General features: G+C 35.8%; 26 protein-coding genes and 1 pseudogene. 3 read left to right on the forward strand and 24 right to left on the reverse strand.

Annotation, left to right across the window (positions count from 1 at the left end; translation table 11 throughout):
* Window positions 1-65: 65 nt before the first annotated feature.
* The gene (locus IGJ34_RS14730; RefSeq protein WP_430597759.1) at window positions 66-1,313 is read right to left on the reverse strand and encodes a competence/damage-inducible protein A; all 1,248 of its coding nucleotides are present in this window, start codon (window positions 1,311-1,313) and stop codon (window positions 66-68) included.
* A gap of 179 nt (window positions 1,314-1,492) precedes the next feature.
* Between IGJ34_RS14730 and IGJ34_RS14735 the strand changes: the two genes are divergently transcribed.
* Window positions 1,493-2,662 carry a hypothetical protein gene (locus tag IGJ34_RS14735; protein WP_430597760.1) on the forward strand — a complete coding sequence of 390 codons (1,170 nt, stop codon included), beginning with the start codon at window positions 1,493-1,495 and terminating at the stop codon, window positions 2,660-2,662.
* A 58-nt stretch (window positions 2,663-2,720) separates the two neighbouring features.
* Here IGJ34_RS14735 and IGJ34_RS14740 read toward each other — a convergent pair whose 3' ends face one another.
* Window positions 2,721-3,509: a TraX family protein gene (locus tag IGJ34_RS14740; RefSeq protein ID WP_206838502.1), complete on the reverse strand. Its 789-nt coding sequence runs from the start codon at window positions 3,507-3,509 to the stop codon at window positions 2,721-2,723.
* 532 nt (window positions 3,510-4,041) lie between these two features.
* Window positions 4,042-4,752: a hypothetical protein gene (locus IGJ34_RS14745; RefSeq protein ID WP_430597761.1), complete on the reverse strand. Its 711-nt coding sequence runs from the start codon at window positions 4,750-4,752 to the stop codon at window positions 4,042-4,044.
* Between the two features lie 355 nt (window positions 4,753-5,107).
* Between IGJ34_RS14745 and IGJ34_RS14750 the strand changes: the two genes are divergently transcribed.
* Window positions 5,108-5,620 carry a DUF6933 domain-containing protein gene (locus tag IGJ34_RS14750; protein ID WP_069653426.1) on the forward strand — a complete coding sequence of 171 codons (513 nt, stop codon included), beginning with the start codon at window positions 5,108-5,110 and terminating at the stop codon, window positions 5,618-5,620.
* A 249-nt stretch (window positions 5,621-5,869) separates the two neighbouring features.
* Window positions 5,870-6,571: a YoaK family protein gene (locus tag IGJ34_RS14755; protein ID WP_430597762.1), complete on the forward strand. Its 702-nt coding sequence runs from the start codon at window positions 5,870-5,872 to the stop codon at window positions 6,569-6,571.
* A 386-nt stretch (window positions 6,572-6,957) separates the two neighbouring features.
* Here IGJ34_RS14755 and IGJ34_RS14760 read toward each other — a convergent pair whose 3' ends face one another.
* The 21 genes and pseudogenes from IGJ34_RS14760 to IGJ34_RS14860 all read right to left on the reverse strand — a co-directional run bounded on the left by IGJ34_RS14760 (window position 6,958) and on the right by IGJ34_RS14860 (window position 26,610).
* On the reverse strand, window positions 6,958-7,599 hold the full coding sequence (locus IGJ34_RS14760; RefSeq protein WP_430597763.1) for a DUF421 domain-containing protein: 642 nt from the start codon (window positions 7,597-7,599) through the stop codon (window positions 6,958-6,960).
* Window positions 7,600-7,659: 60 nt separating this feature from the next.
* Window positions 7,660-7,860 (reverse strand): annotated as a pseudogene (locus IGJ34_RS14765) (hypothetical protein).
* 3 nt (window positions 7,861-7,863) lie between these two features.
* Window positions 7,864-8,400, reverse strand: coding sequence for an Asp23/Gls24 family envelope stress response protein (locus IGJ34_RS14770; RefSeq protein WP_069653429.1), 537 nt, complete (start codon window positions 8,398-8,400; stop codon window positions 7,864-7,866).
* Window positions 8,401-8,439: 39 nt separating this feature from the next.
* Window positions 8,440-8,637 carry a DUF2273 domain-containing protein gene (locus IGJ34_RS14775; RefSeq protein WP_111246830.1) on the reverse strand — a complete coding sequence of 66 codons (198 nt, stop codon included), beginning with the start codon at window positions 8,635-8,637 and terminating at the stop codon, window positions 8,440-8,442.
* A 10-nt stretch (window positions 8,638-8,647) separates the two neighbouring features.
* The gene (gene amaP / locus IGJ34_RS14780; protein WP_069653431.1) at window positions 8,648-9,199 is read right to left on the reverse strand and encodes an alkaline shock response membrane anchor protein AmaP; all 552 of its coding nucleotides are present in this window, start codon (window positions 9,197-9,199) and stop codon (window positions 8,648-8,650) included.
* Window positions 9,200-9,634: 435 nt separating this feature from the next.
* Entirely contained in the window at window positions 9,635-10,060 is a 426-nt protein-coding gene (locus IGJ34_RS14785) for a hypothetical protein (RefSeq protein ID WP_206837697.1), read from the reverse strand.
* 25 nt (window positions 10,061-10,085) lie between these two features.
* Window positions 10,086-11,510: a hypothetical protein gene (locus tag IGJ34_RS14790; protein ID WP_206837700.1), complete on the reverse strand. Its 1,425-nt coding sequence runs from the start codon at window positions 11,508-11,510 to the stop codon at window positions 10,086-10,088.
* Window positions 11,500-11,886 carry a DUF3958 family protein gene (locus IGJ34_RS14795; protein ID WP_206837703.1) on the reverse strand — a complete coding sequence of 129 codons (387 nt, stop codon included), beginning with the start codon at window positions 11,884-11,886 and terminating at the stop codon, window positions 11,500-11,502. Before IGJ34_RS14795 ends, IGJ34_RS14790 begins: the two co-directional genes overlap by 11 nt.
* On the reverse strand, window positions 11,886-12,173 hold the full coding sequence (locus IGJ34_RS14800) for a TIGR04197 family type VII secretion effector (RefSeq protein WP_430597764.1): 288 nt from the start codon (window positions 12,171-12,173) through the stop codon (window positions 11,886-11,888). Before IGJ34_RS14800 ends, IGJ34_RS14795 begins: the two co-directional genes overlap by 1 nt.
* Window positions 12,174-12,571: 398 nt before the next feature.
* Window positions 12,572-13,195: an NAD(P)-dependent oxidoreductase gene (locus IGJ34_RS14805; RefSeq protein WP_430597765.1), complete on the reverse strand. Its 624-nt coding sequence runs from the start codon at window positions 13,193-13,195 to the stop codon at window positions 12,572-12,574.
* Window positions 13,196-13,262: 67 nt separating this feature from the next.
* Complete coding sequence (locus IGJ34_RS14810; RefSeq protein WP_069653433.1) at window positions 13,263-13,685, reverse strand: Rrf2 family transcriptional regulator; 423 nt, start codon at window positions 13,683-13,685, stop codon at window positions 13,263-13,265.
* Between the two features lie 218 nt (window positions 13,686-13,903).
* Entirely contained in the window at window positions 13,904-16,528 is a 2,625-nt protein-coding gene (locus IGJ34_RS14815; protein WP_430597766.1) for a YfhO family protein, read from the reverse strand.
* A gap of 19 nt (window positions 16,529-16,547) precedes the next feature.
* Window positions 16,548-17,267, reverse strand: coding sequence for a signal peptidase I (gene lepB, locus IGJ34_RS14820; protein ID WP_430597767.1), 720 nt, complete (start codon window positions 17,265-17,267; stop codon window positions 16,548-16,550).
* Between the two features lie 18 nt (window positions 17,268-17,285).
* Complete coding sequence (gene lepB / locus IGJ34_RS14825; protein WP_083241726.1) at window positions 17,286-17,984, reverse strand: signal peptidase I; 699 nt, start codon at window positions 17,982-17,984, stop codon at window positions 17,286-17,288.
* A gap of 31 nt (window positions 17,985-18,015) precedes the next feature.
* Window positions 18,016-18,681, reverse strand: a complete 666-nt coding sequence (locus IGJ34_RS14830) for a hypothetical protein (RefSeq protein ID WP_069653436.1) — start codon at window positions 18,679-18,681, stop codon at window positions 18,016-18,018.
* Between the two features lie 25 nt (window positions 18,682-18,706).
* Entirely contained in the window at window positions 18,707-19,810 is a 1,104-nt protein-coding gene (locus tag IGJ34_RS14835) for a DUF916 and DUF3324 domain-containing protein (RefSeq protein ID WP_069653437.1), read from the reverse strand.
* 209 nt (window positions 19,811-20,019) lie between these two features.
* Entirely contained in the window at window positions 20,020-20,778 is a 759-nt protein-coding gene (locus IGJ34_RS14840; protein ID WP_069653438.1) for a WxL domain-containing protein, read from the reverse strand.
* A 29-nt stretch (window positions 20,779-20,807) separates the two neighbouring features.
* Window positions 20,808-21,608, reverse strand: a complete 801-nt coding sequence (locus IGJ34_RS14845) for a WxL domain-containing protein (RefSeq protein WP_206837715.1) — start codon at window positions 21,606-21,608, stop codon at window positions 20,808-20,810.
* 4 nt (window positions 21,609-21,612) lie between these two features.
* On the reverse strand, window positions 21,613-21,966 hold the full coding sequence (locus IGJ34_RS14850) for an LPXTG cell wall anchor domain-containing protein (RefSeq protein ID WP_111246823.1): 354 nt from the start codon (window positions 21,964-21,966) through the stop codon (window positions 21,613-21,615).
* 18 nt (window positions 21,967-21,984) lie between these two features.
* Complete coding sequence (locus tag IGJ34_RS14855; protein WP_430597768.1) at window positions 21,985-25,791, reverse strand: WxL domain-containing protein; 3,807 nt, start codon at window positions 25,789-25,791, stop codon at window positions 21,985-21,987.
* A gap of 99 nt (window positions 25,792-25,890) precedes the next feature.
* Window positions 25,891-26,610, reverse strand: coding sequence for a response regulator transcription factor (locus IGJ34_RS14860; protein ID WP_111246821.1), 720 nt, complete (start codon window positions 26,608-26,610; stop codon window positions 25,891-25,893).
* Between the last annotated feature and the right edge of the window lie 172 nt (window positions 26,611-26,782).

The raw sequence follows: 26,782 nt of genomic DNA on the forward strand, positions 1-26,782 counted from the left end.
AATACATATATCATAACTGGTTTACTTAAAAAAAGCAAGAGAAAAACGAACAAACATTCGCCTTTTTAATTTTTCTTAACTACCGCTCTTCGAACCAGGTCTAAGCCTTTCATCACGGCACTTTGACGAATATACTTTCGATCACGATTAAACTGTTGAAGTACAGCTATTGTCGGTTGACCTTTTTGGGCTAAACCAATCCAAACAGTTCCTGCTGGCTGGCCTTCTAATTCATCTGGACCTGCTACACCTGTAAATGAGACAGCTAAATCTGCCTCTGCACCCTTTCTTGCTTGTTCTGCCATAGCGATTGCACAAGCTTCGCTAACGGTTCCTTCTTTTTCAAGTAATTCCGGATCAATCCCTAGAAAACGTTCTTTTGTCCCTATAGAATACGTAACAAAACCACCTTGGAAAATTTCTGAAACACCTGGTATATCTCCTAAGGTACTCTGGAACAGACCTGCCGTTAGACTCTCCGCAGCTGTGATCGTTTTTCCAGATTTTTTTAATTCGTCTACTGTGACTTTTACTAGGCTATTGTCATCACCATATCCATAGAAATACTCGCCAACTTTATTCATCACTTTTGCTTCTAAATCATCTAACAACTGCTGACCAGTTAATTCATCAGCAATTTTAGCTGTTAAGCGTAATGTCACTTCATTTGGTTTGGCATAGGGGGCAATCGTCGGGTTGGTTTGGCTGTCGATCAACTCTTTTAATTCTGTCACTAGTTGTGATTCGCCAATACCGTAAAACCTTAACACTCTTGATATTAGCTGTTCTGCTTGCGGAAATAGGTCTTCCAATAGCGGCCGGGCATTTTGTTTAAACATCGGGTTTAACTCATTCGGTGGCCCTGGCAATAACAGATAGGTCGTCTCGTTTTCCGTGATCAATGTTCCTACTGCTAGTCCTGTAGGATTTTGAACCGCAATCCCACCCTCAATCATCAAGGTCTGTCTCAAATTGTTTTCGGTCATTTTATTCTTTGAAAACTTGAAAAATTCATGAAGACGAGTAAGTGCCTGCTCATCTTGAACTAAAGTACGATGAATATGTTCGGCTACAGTATCTTTAGTCAAATCATCGTCTGTCGGTCCTAATCCACCACATAGAACGATTAGTTCACTGCGGCCATCAGCTTCAACCAATAATTGTTCTAGTCGCTTCGGATTATCTCCTACAACGGTATGATAGTACACCTCAATTCCCAAATCTGCTAATTCTTCTGATAGAAACGTCGCATTTGTATTGACAACTTGTCCTAATAATAACTCTGTACCAACTGCAATGATCTCTGCTTTCATTTTTCTCCTCTTCTCTGATAAGATACGTAAATGATTCTTATTTCATTTTATCACAGGAATTTTTTTTATTACTACCAAACGCCTTTATCTGCTTTATAATCTAAAACAATGGTATCACTATCATTTGTATAATATTATGGTACAATTTGTATAGTGAGTTAAAGGAGGAAAAGGAGAATATGGCAGTATTTATTGCACTTATAAGCTTTTTAGGAATACTAATTGGAGGCTTTCTTTCATTAAAAGCACTTTTCAAAAAACAACCAAAACAGAAGGCATTACTTTTAACGGGTGCTAGTTTTATCGTAATGATCGGCGCTGGATTTGCACTACCCGCATCTCCAAGCATTGATATTGCGGGCAAATCAATAGAAACAAACGATCAAGGAACCGCGACAATTGAAGGAAAAACGAATGATGAAAGCGAGATCACTCTTGGTGGCGAAAAAGTCGAAACAAAAAACGGTACTTTCTCTTATAAAATTACATTAAAAGATGATCAATCACAAAAGCTAACCTTTGTTGCTTCAATCGGCGATAAAGACAAAGCTGAAACTATCGAAGTCAAACCTTCCAAAGCATTTGTTGCTTTTTTAAATGAAACAAAACAAGATCAGGAAACAGTAAAAAAAGCTGAAACTGCCCTAGTTTTAGCTGAAAATAAACCTACGCAAAAAAATTATAATGAAGCCGCAACACGTATTACTTCATTAACTAATGAACAAAAAGATTTTACCCGACGGTTAGCCATCGTAAAAGACAATGTCCCGATTTACGAAGCTGTTGAACTAGCAGAAACAAACCAAACAAAAGAACATGTCGATTCTGCAACTGCCTTAGTTGCAAAAGCAACCTTAAATAAAGACTCTTTGCTAAAACGTTTGACAACTGTTCAACAAAAAATTACTGAAAAAGAAAAGGCAGAAAAACAAATTGCCACTGCTCGTGAAGCCGTAGAAAAAGCAGAGCAGGAACCGACAGATGATCATTACAATCAAGCAATTGCTAGAATCAAAGAACTGCCAAATGGCAATGCCGAGTTAACTAATCGAGCAAACAATGTAAAACAAACACTTACAAATCAAAGAGAAGAAGCAAAAAGAGTTGCCGAAGCACAGAGGAGAGCTGAACAAGAAGCCCAAAAAACAGCTGAACAAGCGCAAGCTGCCGCTGCCGCTCAAACACCAGAAACTCCTGCTCCAGATACACAAGGGATTGGGCAAACTGTCTTAGTTACACCAACTGGTTCTAAATATCATAATCGCAAATGCGGCAATGGTACCTATACTCCAGCAACGCTAGAAGAGGCACAAGCAAGAGGTCTTACCCCTTGCTCTAAATGTTTTTAAAACTAATCATAAAAAATAGGCACTTCCCATCTAAGGAAGGCCTATTTTTAACGTTAAATCAATGTGTAAACAGATAAGCAGAAACCAAATACAAAATCCAAATATGCAATGGATAGAAGAAATAAAAGAAGTTCTTCATCCCTCTTCCTTTTTCACCATTAAACAATAAAATCGGAATCACAGCAAAAATCATCATCCATTGTGTTGATCCTTGAGAAAAGAAAAATAGAGCTGCTATCGCGATCAACAGACATTGCAACCAACGTTGATTTCTTGCTAAATACATCAATGGGATCAGCAATACCATAAAACTATTTTCTGTAAACAGCAATGCTGGAATAAAATTCACACCCCAGACTGCAACCATGATCGTATTCGGATTTGACAAGAGTGAAAATAAAATACCCGATGAGATGACTGGAAATAGTATAATAGCAACGCCTAATAAAATTTTCCCGATTTTTTTACTTGAACGACCTTCAGAAATTTTATCGATTCCATACATCATTAATGTTCCAACCAAAAGATCACGAAAAATATTATTTATCAACTGAACTTCTTCGTATCCAACAATATTCTGAATTACAAAACTGCCTAATGCCATAAGTACCATGCCTAAATACAACCGAATTATATATTTTTCTTTGCTTCTTGTATGACTAAAACCCACTACACTCACAAAGAAGAAAAGCGTCGCAACAGGTCGTCCAAACCAATCAAGCCAATTCGGCGCTCCCATTGGAACAAACATTTGATGAATATGATCGATAAACATCAGAACAATGCCCATTATTTTTAAATCAAATGTCGTAAATCCCTTAAACTTACTCGTTGTTAAACTATTCATTTTGATACGCTCCTCACTTATTCACCTAACATATTATAAACTAGATAGTTCTTTTCTACCTTAGAATCACCTTTCAAGAATCTTTCAATTTTGTCATTCGAAAACGAGTAGAAAGGGTAATATTTGATGATCCAAATTAAGAGGATTTACATGATAGTTACAGGACTAAATACTATGTTAACAGCGTTGCCTAACACACTTAATTCATGTGCGAGTGAGAATCAATTGAGGAATTTTTTTCTTTTAGACCTAACAACAGTCTATCTTTGAGATTGAGTTTCATATAGGTTGAGCAGATATTATATCCACGCCGGAAACCTTCATGTATATATTGATGAGTGTATAGGATATTTTTGTCCGGTTAGGTAAAAAGTATAAAGAGAAACAAAAAATGAGCCTGGACATAACTAAAAAGGTTATGTTTCAGGCTCTTAGTAACCGAATAAACGGTGGGCGCAGAAGCAACTCCTTCGGAAATAAACACTTCTGTCCCAACCTCAAATGCTAAATTATCTGATTTCATATGATGATTTTATTGAGCTATGGTTTCAACCGTACTATAAATTTTAATTGGTATATGGAATCCATCGCCTGAAACGGCTTCTACAGTTATTCTATCTCCAATTTTCAAGCTAATTGGACCATTGAATTGAGAATTTGTTGAATAGTCACTTGCTCTATTCGATGCCCGACCAACGTATTTACCGTTCACCAATATTCTATAATAAGAAGCATTAGGATGTTTTGTACCAGAAATATGAACAGCGCTATCTGCTGCTACAGGATTCACACTAAATGTTTCAGAAGGAATTTTATCTGGCTGAATGACTCCTTGTTCTACAATTGTTTCAACTGTTGAATAAATATTTTTTTCAACATAGAATCCATCACCTGAATAAGCTTCAACTGTAACTTTGTCTCCAACAGACAAGGCAATTGGACCATTCTTTCCAGATATATTTACGTAACTAGTAGAATACTTTAACTTTCCATCAATATATCGGGTTCCCGCTTGTGAAACATATCGACCGTTAACATACACGGAATAGGATATCCACGGCGTAGATATCGCTGTGCCACTAACATGTTGTAAACCTGACTTTACAGAATCGATAGTTATCTGATCTTGAATACTCGTCTCTCTATCCTGTTCGGAAACCTCTGTAGCATAGCTTGTTTTTCCTATGAATAGACTTGAAAACAAACCTAAAGCAATTACTGAAACTAAAACTAATTTTTTCATCATTTGTACCTCCTATTTATAAGTTAAATTTACAATAGCATATAAATATAAACAAATTATAAACAAATAGAAAATAATAAACAACTTAATGAGTTATAACTTAGATAGTGAACCATAATGAATGTAGAGGGTAAGGAACTTTCATGAAGCGTTCGTTACTACTTCTTTATGCCGGGATCAAACATTAATCATAAAAATTTGATAAGAAATATAGACTGGACCATGCAAAAAAGGATCAAAATCAGAATAACGTGCTAAAAATAACTATTTTTGGTACAAGCACACCTTGTCCTTTAAATCATTTTCTCTGTGTATGTTATACTGTACTCATTATAAACACCAAAGGAGTTTGCTTATGATTATTGTCCCTACAAAAAAATCATTACCACTTTTCAATGAATTTCCAGTCTCTACTAATACCTTAAGTTCAACTGAACGATCCTTTTTCTCTTGGCATGCTAATTATTTTACTTTAGATAGAAAGAAAATTTTAGTGTTGGTTAATGATCTTTCTTTTTCTCCAATCGTTTTAGCTGACATTAACGCTAAAAATAGTCCACAGCTTTCTCTCTATATAAAAGAAGGTATTGAACATGTCTTTAGTTATAGTACAGACAAATCGTATCAAATAAAAAAATATTTTCTGAGAGCTGGTAGAATGGAAATTTCTTATGCTTACAATCGCTCTGTTATGAGTATCAACAATAATATGATTCAACTGTTAAAATCTTATCCTGAAAACATTGACCAACGTTTACGTTTACAAATTTCTGAAATGGAATTTCTTGCAAACATTCCTTACCGTAGTATGACCCCTGAATATTCTTTCAGTACTGAAGTAGTTAAAAAAGAGTTAGAAAAGTTGTAGACTGAACAGGCGCAAAAAAGTTAGACCACAAATCTAATTTCTTGGGATCACTACAGACTTCCTAACTTTTTAGCATGCTGCTATGAAAAATAATGGACTATTTACTCCAACGAACATGACAAAATTTCAATTAGAAGATTACTATATAAAGACAGATAAAATCTCTATATTAAAAAGGTGATAGATGTGGATATTTTATACCCTCCAAACTATAATAAGTATTATTGACTTTTATAAAGGAGCTTTTGCATGTTCAAATTTAAGCGCAACATACCTCTTATTACTAATGATAGTAGATTATTTGCAAGTTTAATGGCTTTTTCTGGTGGAGCTATTGACGTTTATTCCCATATTTATTTTCATGGTTTAGTCGCAACTCAAACAGGAAATGTCGTCTTATTGGCATCAAATGTCTCTCAAAAAGAATGGTATCAAGCTATGCCAAAAATTCTTTCTATCTTGACATTTACAATAGGTTTTTTAATGTGTATTTGGATTAAACATAGTAATTCTAATATTTATTGGCGTAGTTATACGATGCTCCCTGTTATATTGACTAGCTCCTTAGTGCCATTCTTTTCAGAACAATTTGATTTGATCAAAATAGGGTTTCTTGCTTTCGGATCTGGGTTAATTATGTTAACTTTCAATGGAAGTAAAATTGAAGATAATCCTTACACCATCATGATGACATCAGGAAATTATCGTAAAATGCTCAACCAGTGGTATCTCCATTTTAAGTCAAAAGACAAATCATATAAAATAAAGCGTAGTGCGCAAAATTATACAATTGTGGTCTTGGCATTTCTAATTGGAGCTTTTTTACTAGCATTCACCAATGTTTTTATAGGAAAGTATTCTATTTTTTTGGCTACATTCACATTCTTGTTTTCTTTTTTTATTGAAATCCTTCATGCAAAAAAACATCAGAAACAAATTAATAATAACTGATTGTTATAATTTATTAAAACATGTCGAACAAACGTTTAGTATTAGATATTCGTTACAGAAAATACCTGCATATTATTCGGTTAATAAGAGAGATTATGGCTTTATAAAGATTAATTGATTCTATTCAAGCTGTCGTTCAGATTGCAATCATTGGCGATATGGGTACTTTTACGAGAAACTGACATAACATTTTTATGTCGGTTATACCCTATTCGAGTTTTATTACTTATGACCGTAACTTTTGACAGTCAATTTTCCTGATTCAGACTGATCGATTTTATTTGCTCGATCCTTTTAAGTTCTCATAGTCAACGCTTGAGAAAATAGGAGTAACTACATTTTCTCATCTTCAAAGTCATTACGACTAATTTTTTTATACTTTAGTATTACTCGTCCGATTCCAATTGAATGAAATTTACGTTAAGTTCTTCATCCAACTCTAATATTATTATGTCTTCTATATTCGGAGTACCATTATCTGCCAATATTTTAGTTAGCTCATTCTCTGTCAGTTTCGATCTATTCGTCTCATCTTCATTTACTTTACCATCAGAAATGATTAAATAGTTTTTTTCTGCGGCTTCCTTCAAAATAACTGACAAGCTTCCATTTTTCTCAATGGTCCCTACTTCAACTTGTGTTATAGATCCTACTCCTTGAGTTCTCAACATTGAATATAATTGATCGATGGTTAAACTGGCTTCTGTTAAGGAATTTTTAACAATCGTCCCCTTTTCCAAAACTCGAATAGTTCTGCCATCGAGCAATTCTGAAATCTTTGGAAACTGTTTTCTTACATAATAAAATGATATAGATATTAATGCCCATATAAACATTACAATGATAAACATTCCAATTGTGATATCTTGAGAATAGATAGTTCCCCCTATTATTCCTCCCAAAATATAGTTTTGAATTTGATCGATAGGCGATTGAGGTGCTAATGTCGTTTTACCAGTTACTTTAATAATAGCTGTAGCCATTAGCAAACCTAATAATAATTTTATAAATGTTTCTAGATAAAACATGTTATTTCTCCTTTTTACTGTATTATAAAGAGCCTGGGACATAACTAAAAACGTTATGTTTCAGGCTCTTAGTAACCGAATAAACGGTGGGCGCAGAAGCAACTCCTTCGGAAATAAGCCGAAATTGCTGTAAAACACAACAAGGAACAAGTTGATGTTGCACAGTACCTACTTGGTCACAAAAATTTGAAGATCAATTTTCGTAAATTCCTTCTTATTTCTCGGAGTTAAACATTTCTGTCCCAACCTCTTAAATTTAATAGTTTATTGAACTCTTGACTCTGTAGCATCTTTTGCTTTCGCTACACCGTTACTTGCCATTTTTTTTGCTTTTTCTGTTTGTTCACTTGTGAAATTGCTTACTGATTCGGTTGCATCACTTAAACGGTCTTGAACGGTCGTTGAATCTTCTTCATATTGCTCTTTTGATTTTACGTCTGTTACAGTTACATTCACTTCCACTACTTTAAGAGAAGTCATTTTTTCTACTTCTCTAGAAATAACCTCTTTGATTTTTTCATATAACGCTGCGATATCTCTGCCGTATTCGGTTACAACATCTAAATCAACTGCAACTTGTTTTTTCCCTACTTCAACATCGATTCCAGTAGTAACATCTTCCCGATTAACAAGCTTATTAGCAACGTTTGAGAAAAAACCGCCTTCTACTGTTAGTAATCCATCTACTGACTCTAACGCAATCCCGATTATCTTTTGGATCACTTTATCATCATAAGTAAGTTCACCCTTGATTTCATTTACATTTACTTCTTCTTTTTTTTGTACATTTTTGTTATCCATATGCTCAAATCCCTTCTTTTAGCTAATTTATTTATAGTTTTACTTTCTTTTGTTAGAAAGAAAGATATCTATCCATCTCTGTGTACTCGCATACCATCCCACAAAACCACCAACAATAACAAATACGATAATTAGAACCGTTTTGAAAAAACCTAACGTCAATATCAATAGTGCAATCAACAAACCTGCTAGTGCACCAATAATAGGACCTCGATATGTTTCCCATATTTCATTCATATGTTTCCTCCTATTTCACCCGATTATTATTTTCTGGTTGAGGTTTTTCGAATTTAATTTTGATTGAAATTTTTACATCAGGTCCAATCAAATCGTGTAGTTGAGTTTCTAATTGTTCACTCCATTTATCAGTTTTTCCATATAGATCTGAAACTATTTGAAAATCACCTTTAACTTTTATCTTTATCTTTTTTTGACTCATTGTTGCTTTCACATTTGGATTTTTCATCAATTTCTCTGCTGCTAATGCCTCAGCAACAACTCCTTCAACCGCCTTTTTGCTAATTCGTAAAACGCCATCTGTTTTTCTAAATTTAAATTGGCTCAATTTCTTTGGATAAAATATCGTAACCAACATTAGAACAAATAAAACAATGAAGACACTACCTGCGAGATAGAATGTGATTGTAGGGAGCCATTCCCCAACTAATGGATACTCATCCAGATTTAAGAAGTAAAATGGTATAGATACGTATGTTTGATTAGATACTATTACTGAAAAACACAAATACATAAATAACAAAAGAAAAATAGCAACAATTGTTTTTTTTAGTTTACTCAAAGTGAACCTCCTGTCAATTATTGTCTTTATTTATATCTATATATAAAAATAACAATAATTTGCTATTTCTGTCAAAAGGTATGCTTCGGAGTAGCTAGTTGATTAATGAACATAACAAGCAAAAACAGCGCTTAATGATAGAACTATAAAAGTGCTTTCTACCTTTAAGATTATATTTTTATGCCTAAAACGACTGTTTTAGGGAATCATCTAACTAAGCAAATCTGATTCAACATGCTATTGCAAATACTGATTAGTCACATACGTAGAAATTAAAAAAAGTGATCTCGCTTCATCTGCGCAAAATCACTTTTAGCTATTTACTAATTTGATATAAATGGATTTTCTTCTTTCCTTCATCTAAAACCAATGTTTTTGGCATAGGTGAATAAGAAATTATTAAAGAATAAAAACAAGATAGAGAAAGTCTCTATCCTAAATACCAAAATGAACTAATAATACATTATCGATCAAAGTATTTTCGGATAATGAAATAAGAGCATCCAATTGCTTCAATATTTTTCTTGTTTCGACCTTTTCTTTTAAATAAGCACCGCCTTCTACTAATACCTCCGTTGAAAGCTCAATAATGTCAGGAGCATTTTCAAAAAGATTTTTCCAGGATTTTATGATATTTAAAAATTTTTTTATTCCTAATTCGTCAAATATAGTAGTACCATAATAATTTAACCCTTCTTTTTGATTTGACATGTTTTCCCAATGTGACGGAACCCAATTTAAAGAATCGGATAGATAAAGAATAAGATAATCATCTATTTTTATCATGTGCTTTTTTGTCTCATTATTATAATCAATAGTTTCTTCGTTTTCAAAAATTGTAAATTCATGTACTAATGCCATAAAAAATCTATCTCCTTTAAAAAAATTATGTTTTTCCAAATGAAATAATTGAACCATCTGGAGCTAAGTCAATATATTTTCCATTTTTTCTGTATCTTCGAACCCCCGGAGTAGCTCCACCCACATTTGATGGTTTAACTCCTTTTTTAACAGTTCGAGCAAATTCTTCTGCTTTTCTCTTATATTCATCTATGGTGCTTGCTCCAACTTCGTCTCCATGTTTTTTGAAATGTTTTTGAACATTCAATTCCGAAGAATCTGTCCCTCCTGCACCCCATTCACCATTTTTGTTAGTGTAGCTATTATCTTCATAAGAATAGCCATCACCTAAACTACCCCATGCGCTAGTAAATACACCAGCTCCATGACCAGATATGACTAATCCACTGGCATTAATTGCAGGAACAGTAATTGCTCCTGCCCCACCTGAAAAGACTGTGGACGCTGCTGAACCACCGAATGCCCATAATCCACCGCCGATAAACTCTGCTCCACCTTGTACTAAAGAAGCTAAGTCTGCTACAAATTGACCTACAGCATAATTTTTTGTTCCTGAAAATTCTGCGCCAAATTTTCTTTCCCCAAACCATTCATTTAATAAAGATTTACCATTATTATTAGCCAACTGATTAATAAATCCAGACCCGAAGCCTTTAATCATATCAAAATTTTGCGTCCTAATAGATTCTTGCAATGTATTCGTCAATTCTGCATCAAATTTGCCATCAACATACACACCCAAGACATTTCCATATTCATCAAATTTTGTCGTAATCTCTTGATTAGCAAGAGTATATGCTTTTACTTTAGCATCAATTTTTTTCTGGCGGTCTTTCCAACGAGTCGTGATTGACTTTGCCCAATTCATGTCTAACTTCTTGATATCAAACGTTCCTGAAGCAGCATTCCATGCTTTACAGTCCTTTACTTGGGCAAGACCTTTGTCTAATTCCTGTTGTGACGCATTGTATTCCTCAAAGTAGCTTGCTGATTGCGCACTGTATGCACGAAACTTTTCTAGCTTCTCTTGTCTCTTTTGCATTGCTTCGTAGGCATTCATCGATCGCTTTTCCAAATCTGGTCTAGGTGTTTTCGCATCACGTATTAGTTCGTCAATCGTGTGTAATAACTCTCTGTAGTCGTCAATTTCAGCTAAAATTTTATCTTCATCCATATCCATACCACTAACCGTTGATTGATACTCACTTAGAAATTTCTTGTGGGCATTGACTAATGCTTCACCAGTCATAACAATAGACTGGCAAATTGGCGTATAGGCAACCATAAAGTAACTCTTTGCAGAATCATATGCCTTACTTGATAAAGGGGCAGATAGAAATGAGCTAACGCTTTGTTGTAAAGAAGCGGCCGCTTGTTGGGCTTGTGTACTTACTTGTGCAGCCTGCGAGCTTCTCGATTGTGCTTCTGATACACTAAATCTAAGTCCCACTAAGATTCTCCTTTCCTTCCGATTTCAAAAAAGTGCGTTGTTCGGAACGGACAGAATCTTCTTGCTTTAACAAGTTTTTACGATCGTGTGCCAATTGCTCTTGTTCTTCCTCAAACGCTTGTAATGCTTTTCGTGACAAATGAAAACCCTCGTCTTGTCGCTCTTCAAAAAAAGGTCTTTCTTCTGGATCTACTTCATTCAACGAGTGTTCATAAAGTTTGTGTTCTTGTTGTTGCACCCTATAAAAGTGTTCTTGTAGTTGTTCAATAAATCCTTGCTCTTTTTTGTTCTCTCGTTGTGCTTCTTGAAGTTCCTCCAATTGATTATTGAAACGATAATTTTTATCTTCAAAGAGTTGTTGTGCTGTTAATTCCATTATCTCAACTCTCTATAAAAAAGAGTTGGTAACTGAGCAATCCTTTGATCAATCCGTTCAAACTCTTTGGCGACAGAATGAATGTTGTTCCCTGCTTGTACAACACTGTTAGAGATCCCTTTTAGACTAGATTGAAAGGTTGAAAAACTCTGTATTGCCGCACTATTTCCTGTAACATTGGTTTGTCCTGAACTAACAGAGACAGAAATACTGTTTAAGGCGCTTGCAGATTGGCTGAATGAAGCTGACACGCCCCCTGCTATACTGATTGTGCTATTAATAGACATCTATAGCCCTCCTTTTGTAAAATACAGTTTGCTATCATTAGTTTAAAGGATTACATCTAAAAAGGGAAGACTCTATGACATTATAGAATGAAAATAGGCACCTCCGCGAAAACTCTAATTATTTGTAAAAATATCTATTACTGATAACGACTGTTTTAGGGAATCATCTAACTAAGCAAATCCGATTCAACATGCTTAGATCAAATCCTGATCCTTTACACATATAACTAAAACAAAAAAATGAGCTCGCTACAAGCACACAAAATCACTTTTGATTACTTACTGATTTGATACTGAGAGTAACATTCTATCCTTTACCTAAAACCAGCAATTAGAAACTAAAAAAAGCGTTCAAACAAAACTTTTCACAGCTTTGTTTGAACACCTCGAATGGCTTTCTATTGATGAACACTAAAACGTTGGTTAGGATGTGTATTCTTTTCGATTTCATCTACCATCGCAATTGCATAATCAGCGTATGAGATATAGCTCTTGCCGTCTTTATCTACTTCTAGTTCTTCTCCTGCTATCACATATTTGCCTGTAATTGGGCCTTCTGCATCAAATTCTGCTGCTGGGCTAATGTAGGTCCAATTCAATCCTCTGGATGCTTCCAATAAGTCTAAGCCTTTGCCCATTGCAGTCGCTAATGGTTTAAATGCTTCAGGAAAATCTGGTGTTTCGCTTAAACGAACCGTATGTTCTGGATTTACAAATAAGCTTCCAGCTCCACCAACAATGAATAAACGCGTTTTTTGATTTGTTAAAATATCGATCAAGTGTTGTGTTGACCCTGTAAATTCGCTCACATCACCCCAGAACCCCAAGGCACTGACTAAGACATCAAAGTCTTTGACATCCTCTGTTGTTAAGGCATATACATCTCTTTCAATTACAGGAGTACCATCTGTGATTTTAGCTGCATCACGAACAATAGCTGTCACATCTAATCCTCGTTTTTTTGCTACTTTCAAAATTTCTGAACCTGCTTTTCCATTTGCTCCTAAAATTGCTACTTTCATGATGATCTTCCTTCCTTTTAATGAAACTTTTTTTGTTACATTTTATTTTAAAAAGAGAAGAGACCGTTCAAGTCTCTTGTTGCTTGATTTGATGGATTACATCCGACAAATTAATCTCTTTTAGTTCTGCTTCCATGCTTTGCTGAACCTTTGCATATTGCACTTCCAAAGCCGTTTGGATAGTTGCTCCGACTAGACAGTTTGGATTAGGATTTTGGTGAATATTGAATACTTCATGATCTAATTCAACTGCTTCATAGATATCGTAGAGAGAAATATCTTCCGGTTTTTTCAATAAATACGTTTGCGTGGCACCTCTGCTTGTATGAATGAGTCCAGCTTTTTTTAGCTTACTCATCAGTCTTCTAACAACAACTGGATTTGTATTGACACTTGCAGCAATCAATTCAGAATTGACACGATCGGGTGGTCCGATTTCGATCAAACTGAGGATATGGATCGCTACACTTAATTTTGTCGACATGGCCATGTCTATCACTCCAACTCTTAGTAACAAAATAAGTTACATTTAAATCTTACTGCGTTTTCTTGTAATTGTCAATGAAAAGTATTCGATTATTTTAAGTTATTCACATAGTTAGCAACGAAATCCCCATTTCTAAACGAATGATCGCAAAAAACGACTTCCAACTTCCTCACACCTCAATTCCAGAAGGTACTAAGTTGAAAATCGTTTCAAGCAGTGATCTAATCCATATAAAAAGGATCTGTCTCTTTCTTACGCACTATCCAAACATATACAATAAAACTACCCATACATATAAGCAGTAACGCAACGCCTGTCAAAAATCCTTGCGGTAAAAAGACAAATTCAATTTCATGTTCTCCAGCACTTACTGGTAAGGTCAAAAGGGCCTGCTTAAAAGTAGGAATAGGCACTTTTTTCCCATCAATATATGCCTTCCATCCCTTATCATATGGGATACTTGTAAAGAGGACTTGATCTTGATCCAATGATACTTCCGCCTTCGCTCTACGTCCTTCCACTTTAAATTCAACCCCGTTATCCTTGATTGCTTCAATAGATTGACTGAATTTATCAACATCTAATAACGCAACATCAGGTTGAACGATTTGAAAAACATTTTGCTTTTTAACATTGGAAATAGTCATTTTAAATGTAACTTTTTTGGCTTCTTTATGGTAACCTAACGAGTAATACTGCCCAGTCTCACTAACGGAACTGTCATATACCACACCATCTACTTCTAACTTCAACGTCGGGCTCCCAAAGGTTCTATAATCTACTGGAAAAATACTGACATATGCCTGTTTATTAGCTGGCACCTCTACTGTCCATTCCAAAACCATCGGTTCATTTTGTTTTTTAGGAATATAGGTCACAACATCCGTTTGATTGATTCGTCCCTTTTCTTCACGCATGTTCACCATATCCACTTGCTCTAAGTCACTAAACGTAAAGAAATCTTCGTTCGTTTTCGCTAAATGATTCAAGAGTGTTGCTTGAGATTCGACTGCACCAGGTTCATAGATTGCATCATCTGTCCACATCCCTAAAGGCAATGCATACTTATTTTCATAAAGTGCATACTCTTCTTTTTCAGAGATTTTACTATAACCAAATTTCAGAACATCCTCTTTCGCTAAATTGTATTTTATCCCTACTAATGAATCCATCAAAAGAGTATTGTTGGCATAACGAATATTCAAGTTCGTTCCTAACGATCGATACCCTAATCCGTTCAAATAGTACGACGAATGACGATTTCGAATGGAGGAGAACATACTGACACCGCTATATCCATAATTAAACGCATCATTAGGTGAAACAGGATTCAAATTTTCTAAACGATAGAACGTGTCATTATCATCTTTCGTTTGATCCACTAGTTCTTTGATTGGTTGATAGGGATCTGCATAGTATTTTCGAGCTGGATAATGCCACTCCGTTTGGATTCCCTCAACGATACCATAACTATTAAGTCCCGCCTCTACACAAACCAATAGAATAAAAAAGACCCCAATGCCCTTTCTAAAACCGTTTTTTCTTTTTACTAAAGCAAAAAGGAACAAGTAACTAATTAAAAAAACGAGTGTCCAAATAAAATTGATTGATTGAATATAGGTATAATCACCTTGACCCGTCATAAATTTTACCGCCATATACGTGCCTATCAAGCCCAAAACAATGGTTACCAACTGATCAAAATCATCAGGCTTAAATTTTTCAAAACCGTAACCTGCTAGGACTAAAACGAAGAAAGAGAACAAAAAACTAAATCGAAAATTAAACATGTTTGGCGTATGCATCCCTTGCCAAAAGAGATTTAGCGGTTCTAAATAGAAACTCGCCACTAAGACAAGCAGTAGACTGCCATAGCAAATTTTTTGGCGTAATGCTACTTTCTTCGTCACAAAAAAGAATAGACAAAAAACAACTGCCAACAAACCAATATAAATAAAAGGAGTTGACTTAACCTTCGTACTATCATAGATCCCTACCATATTTTTGATCACTAAATCCCAGGGACCAGTGTTTTTTGTTTTCAATCTAACAATTTTACTAAGTGCTTCACCATTGTTTCTCAAATCTAGTAAAGTCGGTAAAATCATGACCATTGATGCCCCACCTGCCAAGAGTGATGTGATCAAATACATTGGAAAACGAGGCAAATATTGGGAACGGTTCGTCAACAAGCGTGCGAGAAAATAGCCAAAAGTAAACAACCCCACCATAAATGCCATATAAAAGTTTGACACAAATAAAAGAAAGTAGCTAACAAACAAAAGAACTGGCTTTTTTTTGTCCATTAAACGGTGAATTCCCAAAACAATCAAAGGTAAGTAAAGCATAGCATCCAACCACATAAGAATTTCAGAATAAGCAATAACAAACGACATCAACGCATATGAAACACTCAATACAACATGATTCCACTTAGGCAAACGAAACGTCTGATAAGAAAAAATCCAAAATGCTCCGCCCAAACTACCGATTTTCAACAGGGTCAGATAATAAAGAAAATCTGGAAGCTGAAGACTTGAAAAGAATAGAACCAACGGACTAAATATTCCGCCTAAATAATAAGCAATAAAGGTCCAATAATTCAACCCCATCGAACTATTCCACGTATAAAAAATACTTTGATCGCCTTTAAATACGTTGTTTAAACTAGCATAAAAATTAACATATTGAGAAAAAGCATCACTCGCTAAAATAGTTCGATGCTCACTTCCTGGATAAATACCGATTTTTGCATATACAACGACCATGATCAACATCGGCAACGCTAGACTCAATAGTATATAAAGGCCATTATCTTTAATAAATAAATGAATTTTCTTTCTCATACTAACCTCACTTTACAGTTTAATGAACAAATCCAAATCGATTGAATGGATAAAATCTAAAGTTAACCACCCCTTCAATTTGATCACTGCTAACAAATCCAATCGAACGACTATCTTTAGAATTGGAACGGTTATCCCCTAAAACAAAATAGTGATCCTTCGGAATTTCTTCTACATTACGTAATAGATTCAAAGTAGGTTCCTGTGTAATCCTCACTACTACAGTGCTATCTGGTAAAACTCCGGCATCGATCCATTGGGAAAGATCCACATCGTTATCTAGATGCTCAACTAGATACAATTGGTCATTCTTGACAAAGATACGATCCCCAGGTAATCCAATCACGCGTTTGACATACGACTCACCCAGCTCATCTTTAGGTTCAAAAGTCACAATATCATAGCGCTCAAATTTTTTACTTTTGTGAACAAGCAAGCGGTCTCCATTTTGGAATGTAGGATCCATTGAATGACCATCCACAAAATGAGCGCGATAGTTTAAAAGAAAATTGATACAACTAATAGCAAAAATCAGAAATACGAGTGTCTCTAAATAATTGGAGCGTTTCGCTCGTTTATTTTTCCCCATTGTTTTTTTTATTTTTTGCTTTTTAGAACTCTGAATTTGGTTTTTCTTCTCAGATGACCGTCTCTTTCTTTTTTTGGGGGGATATGGACTTTTTCGGTTTACCTTATATGCTTCTTCCTGCTGTTTTTTTCTTAATCTTTTCGGACCCATATCATCTACCTATCTTTTCTACAATTTCATCATTTCATGAAGTGGGAGTAATTTCATTGTAGCAACACCTATGATATCCTTCTCGTCAACGAGCCCGTAATATCGACTATCAGTTGCGAAAGTGCGATTATCCCCTAAAACTAAATATTTCCCTTGGGGTATCCTTCCTAGAACTGTTCCTGGTATATCTTCTGTACTAAAGTCTTCTGTTAATTGGTACCCTTCTTTTTTAGCTTTTTGCAACTCTTCAGTTAAAAAACGCTCCACTTGTTCTTGCCCATTAATCAACAAAGTATCCTCTTTGTATGTTATTTTTTCTCCTGGTAGACCAATCACCCTACGAGTAGAAACTTCTTTTGAACGTTTTGGCACATGAAAATAAACAAGGGAAAATCTTTTGATTTCTCCTAAACGATTAACGAAAATACGATTCGGTTCTTTCAAATTCGGAGCCATTCCAAAACCTTCTATTTGTGGAATCACAAAGGTCAATAAAGACACTAGGTAAATGAGCAACACAGCTATTGTGAGACTGGAAATCAATTCTACAAGTAGCTTCTTAATTCTTTTTCGCTGCCTTTTTTTTCTTTGTTTCAATGATTGCTTTCTAAAGTGTTTTTGTTTCACAGATTTTTTAGAAGCAGAATGAGGTGGCTGGCCCCTTTTCCTATTTCTACCTTTTTTTTGTTGAAGAACTTTTGGCTTATTTCTACTCATTAAAGAACCTCCTTAACGTGCGAGAAAATAGCTATTTATTTCCTTTTAAAGATGCTTCATTGATTCGGAAATACTTTAATACTTTTTTCTGATTGTCTTGGGTTTTCTTCAAGTCTGCTTTGTACCCGTCTAATGTTTCTTGGTCGCTTAATGACTCTACCGTTTGACTTCCCATATTCACTCCTAATTCTTTCATGTTTGAATATAGGCGATTCAATTGTTTTTGCCCTTCTTCAGATAATCGTCCATTTGCAGAATGTGCCCCGTAACTAGCGAGTCGCGCCGATAAATCATATAGCGTTCCTTGAACTTTTTTAGGGTTATCTGTCCCCTGTACTTGATTCAGTTGCTCCTCGATACCTGAAATTAAAAAGTAGCCTTGGACCAACGCATCTGAATCTTTTTTTCCTAGATTGGTTGCTTGATAATAACGACTGTAAAACGCTCCACTTAGTCCGATGATTCCTATCAATAAAAACGTTATCACCCAACGAATTTGTTGTTTGCGTTTTTTCATCAAAGCACGGCAGGCTCTCTTCCATTTTTTCAGTTTAGGCTTTCGTTTTGGCTTCTTGACTTTCAGTCGACGAATTTTTTTACCCGTTTGCATTGTCACCACCGAAAAGATAAGCATAAATACAAAACAGAGGATAGCTAAGGAAAGTAATCCTATAAATAACCAATCTAGTATTTCCATTCTTCTAGGCCTCCTCTAGTACTCATTAATTCTTCTTTTTCTTCTTTGGTGATGAAGTTTTTCTTTTGCCTTTTTTCTTTTTAGTATTTTTTTTCATCAGACGGATCAAAATGAAAATAATGAACACTAAAACTAAAATACCACCCACAACGATTGCGATCAGTACCCAATCAATACCCGATTCTTGGACTAAGGTCAAATCCTGCTCATTAAATTTATCCGCATCTTCATCAGTAATTTTAAATCCTTGCTCCCACTGCCAACGATCACCAGCCTTTGTCGTTACTAAGATTTTTGCCCGGTAATCTCCTGGTACCATTTTTTCACCGTTCATTGATACTGGGAAATCGATCAATGTATTTGGTGCCATCCGCATTTTGGCTTTTTTGGTATCGTATAAAACTTCATCTGAGCCCTTCCCCATGATTTGAACCTCTACGGTCATATCATTAATATAAATTGGTTGAATATTTGAAAAATTAATGAATACGGAATTACGATAGTTATTTAGCTCAGGATAAACTTTATTCAGTTTTAAATCTGGTTTTATTTGATCTGTATCCCCTTCACTCAATTGAATACCCGTTTGATAAACGAATTTATTTTTGATCATTCCTTCATCAGATTTAGAGTCTAATCCATCTTGATCTTTTTCTGACAGACTGACCGCTCCTGTAATATACCCTTCAAAAGAAGCGTCAGGTACTTTCAGATCTAAATCCAATATTTTTTCACTTTTCGGTGCTAAAACTACTTCTTTTGGTCCTGTTACGATGTCTTTAAAATCATATTTTAAAGAGGCATCGTTTTTCATTTTATTTTCTCCATACTCAATAACGCCATTACTATTGGTTTTGGCGCCATTTAAGCTAACTAAAACAGTTGTTTCCTTATCTGCTGTATTTCTCATTTTAATTTGAAGCTTTTGTTTTTGTCCTGGTGTTACTCTTAAATCAAAGTACCCTGCTTCGGGATTATGTTGGTTTTCTGGAAGTATGACTTCATAAGAGAAACCGCCAGAATTTTGACTTCCTTTCGATGCTTCTGCCTGAACCGACTCTGCAGAAACAACGATGATTGCAACTATGTATAGTAAACCTAGCAGTTTAATCGCTACTTTTTTTAGCATTAAAAATCCCTCTTTCTATTCTTGAAAATAAGAGGGTGGGACAAAACGATGGATTCGTTTTGTTTCACCCTCTAACTATTGATAAAAGACTAGTGAAGCGAGGATCAGACAGAAGTGTTTAACCTTGAGACCAAGCTATGACTCGTAGCATTATACATCAGTCTCATTTTTCACATTATCCTCTCTAGTCTCTTTTTTAAAACAGTTCTCTACGGTGCAGCAGTGATGGCCCAAGTGATTTCAGCTTCGTATTTAGCTTCTTTCAAAACGTTGTCTCCAGGAACTTTCAATGTCACACCATCATAAGCATCTTTACCAGCTTTGGCTTTTTCGTTTGTGTCAAACATTAATTCAAACACACCAAACCCTTTACCTTTTTGATCATTTGTCAAAATTGTTTGTGCTTTTGAACCATCTTCAGCAAATTCTAAATCGGAAACTGCTTTTACAGCTGCTGAAGTAGGCAAAGTAGCTTTATTTGTACCTGTTACTAAAGAAACATTGTTGTACGTTAATTTTGAACCAGTCAATTCAGAAGCAACTGCTCCTGTACTTGTAAATTGTTTTGTCAGTGCAACGGAAATGCTGTAGAAGTTCTCAGCAACGTTGGCACGTACATCTCTAAAACGGACAAAGTGAGCTGTTGTTTGAGTACCATCTGTGAACGGTAACGCTTTGTATGTCTTTTCAGAGTCATTCGCAATAATATCGTGCTTATCAAAATCCATATCTGTTACTGAAACAATTTTCAATGCAGATGGATCAGGATTTTGAGTTGGCTCTGTTAATTCATCACCTGATGATTCACCTGGTGGTAGGTTCGTTGGATTTGTTGTTAAATCTGTTTGGAATTCAATATTTCCTTTTCCTTTTTGTTCAGGTGCTGCTTTTGTTGCTGATGGCATTGCAAGACCTACGCCGACTGCTGCTAATAATGCAGCACTTGCTAATTTGTGTGTAGTTTTCATTTGTATTTCCTCCTAATATTTTGGACTATTTATGGTAGCTCGGATAAAATCCAAGTTATCACCGTTTGATAAGTTACCGGATCTTTTTTCGTTGCCCCCGGTATGGACAACTTTAATGCGTCATTTTTATACATTGGTTTATTATCAAAGTTCGGGTCCATGATTGGATTCCCTTCTTTGTCTAAACGTGGTGTTAGTGACTCCTTTTTCCCCTGATCATTTTCGGCAGAAGCACCAAATATAATAGACCAAGTACCTTCTCCAGAACCAGGCTTAGCTTCAGCTAAATTATATGTTTGCCCGATATTGTCAATTCGAATCACATCTTTTTGCACAATTGGTGCTTCTTCTTTACTTCTGGTTGAATTTGCCCAAGACTGATCTAAGGAAATCACGGCACCGTTTAATTCTTTGTTTTCAGTATTGTCATTTTTGAATTGTGTTTCTTGACGAACCTGTAAACTCCACCCTTTACCAGTCCCACGATAATCAGACACTTGTACAAAATTGCCTCTGGCTCCAAGTTTTCCATGGAACAGTTGCGCATTTCCTAAATACACAGCATCCGTTGTGGTTTTCTCGTTTTGCCAAAATTCAAACTGAGGAACAAAATCAATTCTCAGATCACCTTTTGTAGACGGACTGTCTCCTGGATCTACTTCATTTTCTGGGTGTTCTGGATCTTTGAGTATTTGATCGTATTCCCCTTCAAACTGAATTTTTCCTGTTCCGTGCCCAGTTGTTTCTGCATATACAGGCACTGATCCTTTCAAGAGCACAACTAAGAAAAACGGCAACATCAACAGAGGACCCATTTTTACTCTTTTCATTCTGTTAAGCCCCCTTTTCCTCAGTGTTTTCGCGCTCTTTCTTACGTTTCAGATAGAACAGAATCAAAACGATTGCAACTAACACAGCCCCGCTGATTCCAAGGCTGGCTTTCACCAATTCTCCTGTTGACGGATATCTCCCTACAGGTTTTTGACTCGTTGGTTTTGACGTAGTTGAAGGTGTCGTACTTTGTTCGGTTGAGCTATTAGATATACTTTCTTCGTAAAAGGTAATTCCGCCATTTGTCTGAACCGCTCCGCCGTTTTCTTCAGCCATTCCAAACAATGGATAGCTGAAAAATAGGACAACCGCAACTACAGAGACAAAGAAAGCTGAAAATAAATGTTTTTGATTCATTATTCTTTCCTCCATCTGTTATGGTGTTGCTCCAACAGTCCAAACAATCGTCGCCTTATATTTCCCTAATTCACGAACCGCACCAGCTGGAACATCTAATTTAAATCCTCGCTCACCAGTCTTCCATTTGTCACTGACATCGTATTGACCTGTTGTCGTATGCGCATCTTCAACAATTGGCTGATTCTCATTATTCAAAATAATCTCACTTTCTTTTCCTTCACCCGTTCGATAGCGAATGGCTTCCGGTAAGATTTTTGCTCCCTCACCATCATTACTTGTCAAGTAAGATTCCAATTTCGCATCTAAAGTCCAATTCGTTAATTTTGTTCGATTATCCCAGATGATCAACTCTTTATCATACGCAGGTTTCTCTACACGAACACCAAAAATACCGGCATCCTGCAAACCAAAATCAATAGATTGAGGGGCAGAATAGATAAACAAGGTACCTGAAAAAACGTATTGAACTGCATATTCTGTTTCGTTCACAGGAATAGCATCCTCTGGTATTGGAGTTTTTTGAATTTGATAATTTTGACCAATCAAAGTATCCAATACCGCCTTGACATCTGAGTTCTTTGTCAAATCGACTGTCCCACCAATGTTTCCACTGACCGGAACGGTTTCGTGAATTTTTTTACCGGTATCATCGACAAATTCTACATTAACTGTCGAAACACTTTTAATGATTGTTACTTTGATGTTTTTCTCTACCTTAGCAGGTCCTTCACCATAACTTAGCGTTACTTGATAATCTCCACTAGCAACTGGAGTTCCAGGTGCTGCCGGTCCCGGTAAAGTACCTTTATCAATAGAAATTTTGGACGCATCCAACGAAGCAACAGTTGCATCATCGATTTCCCAAAGCGCTAGCTTCCCTTTTTCACGAATCATAGTCAAAATCGCTTCTTCTGAAGTCGGATAATCTTTCGCAGCTATACTGAAATCTCGACCATCTACTACATACTTATTGCTTGTTACCATCTCATCATTTTTGACAAAAATTGGAACAGTCACTTCTTCTGCATTTCCAGCCTCATCAGTTAAGATCACTACAAAACTAGCTGGTCCTACTTTTGAAACAGTATTCACTAGGTTTTGACCTGGTTTTAGCGTTACAGCAATTTTATCTTTAGCTGAAACATTATCCGACCAGTCTGTTAAATAAGCTGTATAGTCGGATGCATTTTCAATAGACGCATTATCCCCTAAATCAACAAATGTTAGCTTACCTGTCCCAGTTGGTTTGGTTCGATCATTAAACGTAACAGTGATCACTTTCGTTGTGTCTTTCAACTTTAATGTTATGTCATGCGCAACTTCTTCAGCAGTTGTTACTTTAGATATATCGATGTTAAATAATGTTTCATCTGCTGTTACATCCGTCACATCGAGGATATTCCCGGCTTCATCTTTGACGAACTGCCATGCTTCAACTTTCCCTTTAGTAACAACTAAAGGACGTTGATCTTTGCTAGGCCAATCACTGTAATCCATTCTAAAGTCAGTACCCTTGATAATACCGTCTTCTCCCCAGTTGTAAGAATCATCAACTACATAAACAAACGTATCGTAATCTGCTGAATTCCCGGCTTCATCAGTCAAACGAATCTTGATTGTTTTTTTGCCCACAGTTGAAACAAGCGACGGAATATCCGTTGTTAAAAGTTTTGCAGTAATCTTTTCTTTTGGAGAAACGTTATCGGATACTGTCGTGAAAAATCCTTTCAAATCAACACTTGATCCAATGATGGCCTCTGCATCATTTAGTGTGGCCTTCGTCAACTTGGCTGTAGCAATTGGGGGTTCAACATCCAAAACATTCAGTAAATGTTCAGTATTTGACTCAGCGATTACTGAATTATCAGGATTCAGTCCTTTTGGAGTAACCTTTGTTTTTAATAGTTTAGAACTAGCAGAGGCATCAACTTGAGCTGTATAGACTAGCTTTAAAATACTGCCTTTGCTTCCTATCAATAAATCATCATCTGCCGTTTGAACAACAGCAAATGGTGTTTTTTGTGATACTACTGGTAACCCTAAATTCTTAGAATTACCGGTTGAATCAATCGTCTCTGCTGAAACGGGCGTTACATTTTTATATAACGCATCTAATTCCGCATACAGTTTTGCTTGCTGCCATCGACTTAAATCATTCGTTAATTCTGATGTTATAGTAAAGCGAACTTCATCCAACGGTTTTGCTTGTTCACTTTTTTTCCACGAACCATCTGACTGTTTCACCTCTGAAACAACCTTCGTCATAAATTCAGGATTACTAAATTGCTTTACTGTAATCGGTACACTAATCTTCTCAGTCAAACCACTTTTGTCTCCTTTAATGACGACAATGACTGTCTCGTTGCCAACTGTTGAAAATGTCTTTTCGGAATCAAAGCCAATTACGCTAACTGTTTCTGAAGCAAAAACACCTTTTAAATTCGATACCAAATCCGCTGGATCCAAATCTTGTGTACTTGATCCGACCATTACTTCTTGCGGTACTGGATCAGCTGTTGGGGAACCGCCTAATTTTGTCTTAGCTATTCCTTCATTGATCTCACTTTGTCCATCTCCAGTAACATTGTAAACAGTCATTGGAATGTGTAAGTACCCATCACTTTGATAATATTTTTCCTTATCAACACCTGCAGTGAGTTTAGACGTAATCTGAAATTCATATGAATTATTAACAAATGATGCGCTACTTAGCGTACTCGCTGGAACAGTTACGACAAAACGATTATTAGGAATGTCTTTTGTAATCGTAAATTTCGAAGTAGTATTAGCTCCGTTCATATCTGTAACTTTCACGGTCGCCTGAGACAAATCAAAAATCTCATCAGCATTCATATACATCGTATATTGCTTAGGATAAAAAGAGGCATCTGATTGTTCTGGCATATCTTGAACAACAGTGTAATCAATTGTATTTTGATCTTCGTTGGTTTCTCCCAGAATTTGAGGCGGTGGAAGAATAATCCTCGTCATAGCTGACGTTTCATATTTCAAATAACCCACTGCTCCTGACGGTAAATCAATTGTTTGTTGCATAGAACCATCTGAATTAAATAGATACGTAAACTCCTGCGTTGCTTTTTCTCCACCAGAAGTCCCAACAAACCTAGTCGTTCCGGCACCCACATCACTGTAAATAATCTCACTATTTGAATACGTGTATAATCCTTGTAAAAAGGTACTGTCAGAATCAATCGTTAATCCCTTAAGATAATTCAATCGTTTCACATTCCACATTGCTTTCATGGGAATTTTTGTTGTAGTGCCACTTTTGAAGAAATCATATCTTATCCTCATTTGCGCATTAGTACCACGTGTATCGATTCTTAGAAAGTTTTCTTTTTGCGCATTACTACTTGTGGAAGTTGGGTAGTAGATATACGCAGTTGGATTCGCTGTAGAAGATGTATACGATTCGATCGTGGCGCGCAAATCTACAAATCCACCTTTATAAATCGCTACTTTATTCAATTGCACAAAGTTATTTCCTGTAATATCCCGTTTATCAAAGCGCGCGTAGTTCGCTCCTTCGCTTGTCGCTCCTGAAACTGTATAGGTCAATCTAGGTGTAATACGAAATAATGTTGCATATTCTCCTGGTATTGGCGTAGCAGCTCCTGGATTGGCACTGTCCACCAAATTGACGTTGGGATAAGTGATCAATGACCCACTAGCGCGAGTAGTTGGTCCATCTGCGTAAGTAGAAATGCTTTCTTCCGCTTTTATTTCAGCTTTTTCAAAGTAAAGATACCCAGCTAAAATGCTCACCATACAAGCAGTTGTTATGATCCATTTTCTTTTCATTTTTTTCCTCCTTCCCCGTAAATTTAAAGCAATTTATTTCAAATTCTCTATTATTGAATATAATCCTCTTCAATAATAAAAAATTGAAAACTAGTTTAATCATGTTAGCAGCATGTACCCTTTCGAACGAATTGTTTTGATATATTGAGTAGAAGAATCACCATTCGCTATTTTTTGTCTTAAATGGTAAATAATGTTAGCAACTCGGTATCTCTTATCTCTGGCCGACCCATTCCAGACGTATTGATAAATTTCTTCATAAGTCAATGCCTGGCTCGGATGATTGCTTAACAATTCAATCGTTCGAAATTCTAACTGTGTTAAGCTCACTTCAATTTTTCCAGATAATAGAACGCTAAAATTAGATGGAATCAATTCAATTTTTTTCTTTTTCCCTACATTTTTCCCCTTAAATGAACGATCAGGAGAAAAACTGTTCTCCGCTGCGCTTTTAACATATCTATTTAGGTTATTCTGAATAAATAAGGAAAGTTCATCCGAATCGATCGTCTTGTTGATAATACCGTCCGCACCTAACTTCATATAGACAATCCTGGTAGATTTGTCCGCATTTTTCGACATTACCCAAATCAAAGCAGAACTTTGTTCCCGTATTGTTATAATGGATTCGCAAATCTTCCCTATCTGATTATCCATTTCCGTCTCTTCAATTATGAGAGCATCTAACTGTTCTACACTGACTAACCATTTTTGTTTGTCCTGTAGATAATGAACCGTACATTCTGATTCTTCCAATGCATCTACATAGGTACAGTCTTCTACTTTATTATCTGCCGAAATAATTCCTACATTATACATTCACTGTCGCCCCTCTTTGATTCTATGTATTTTTTTGTCCATTCTTTCAAAAGTTAGTCATTATGTTTGCAGTAATCTAGAATAGTTTCTATACTGTTTATCTAGATATTAAAAACTTAGGAAAAGATTCTTGTTTTACGCTAAAACAAGAAATAAATGAATTCGGCCTTTA

The organism is Enterococcus sp. AZ177 (assembly GCF_050544585.1).
Classification (GTDB): Bacteria; Bacillota; Bacilli; order Lactobacillales; family Enterococcaceae; genus Enterococcus_L; species Enterococcus_L plantarum.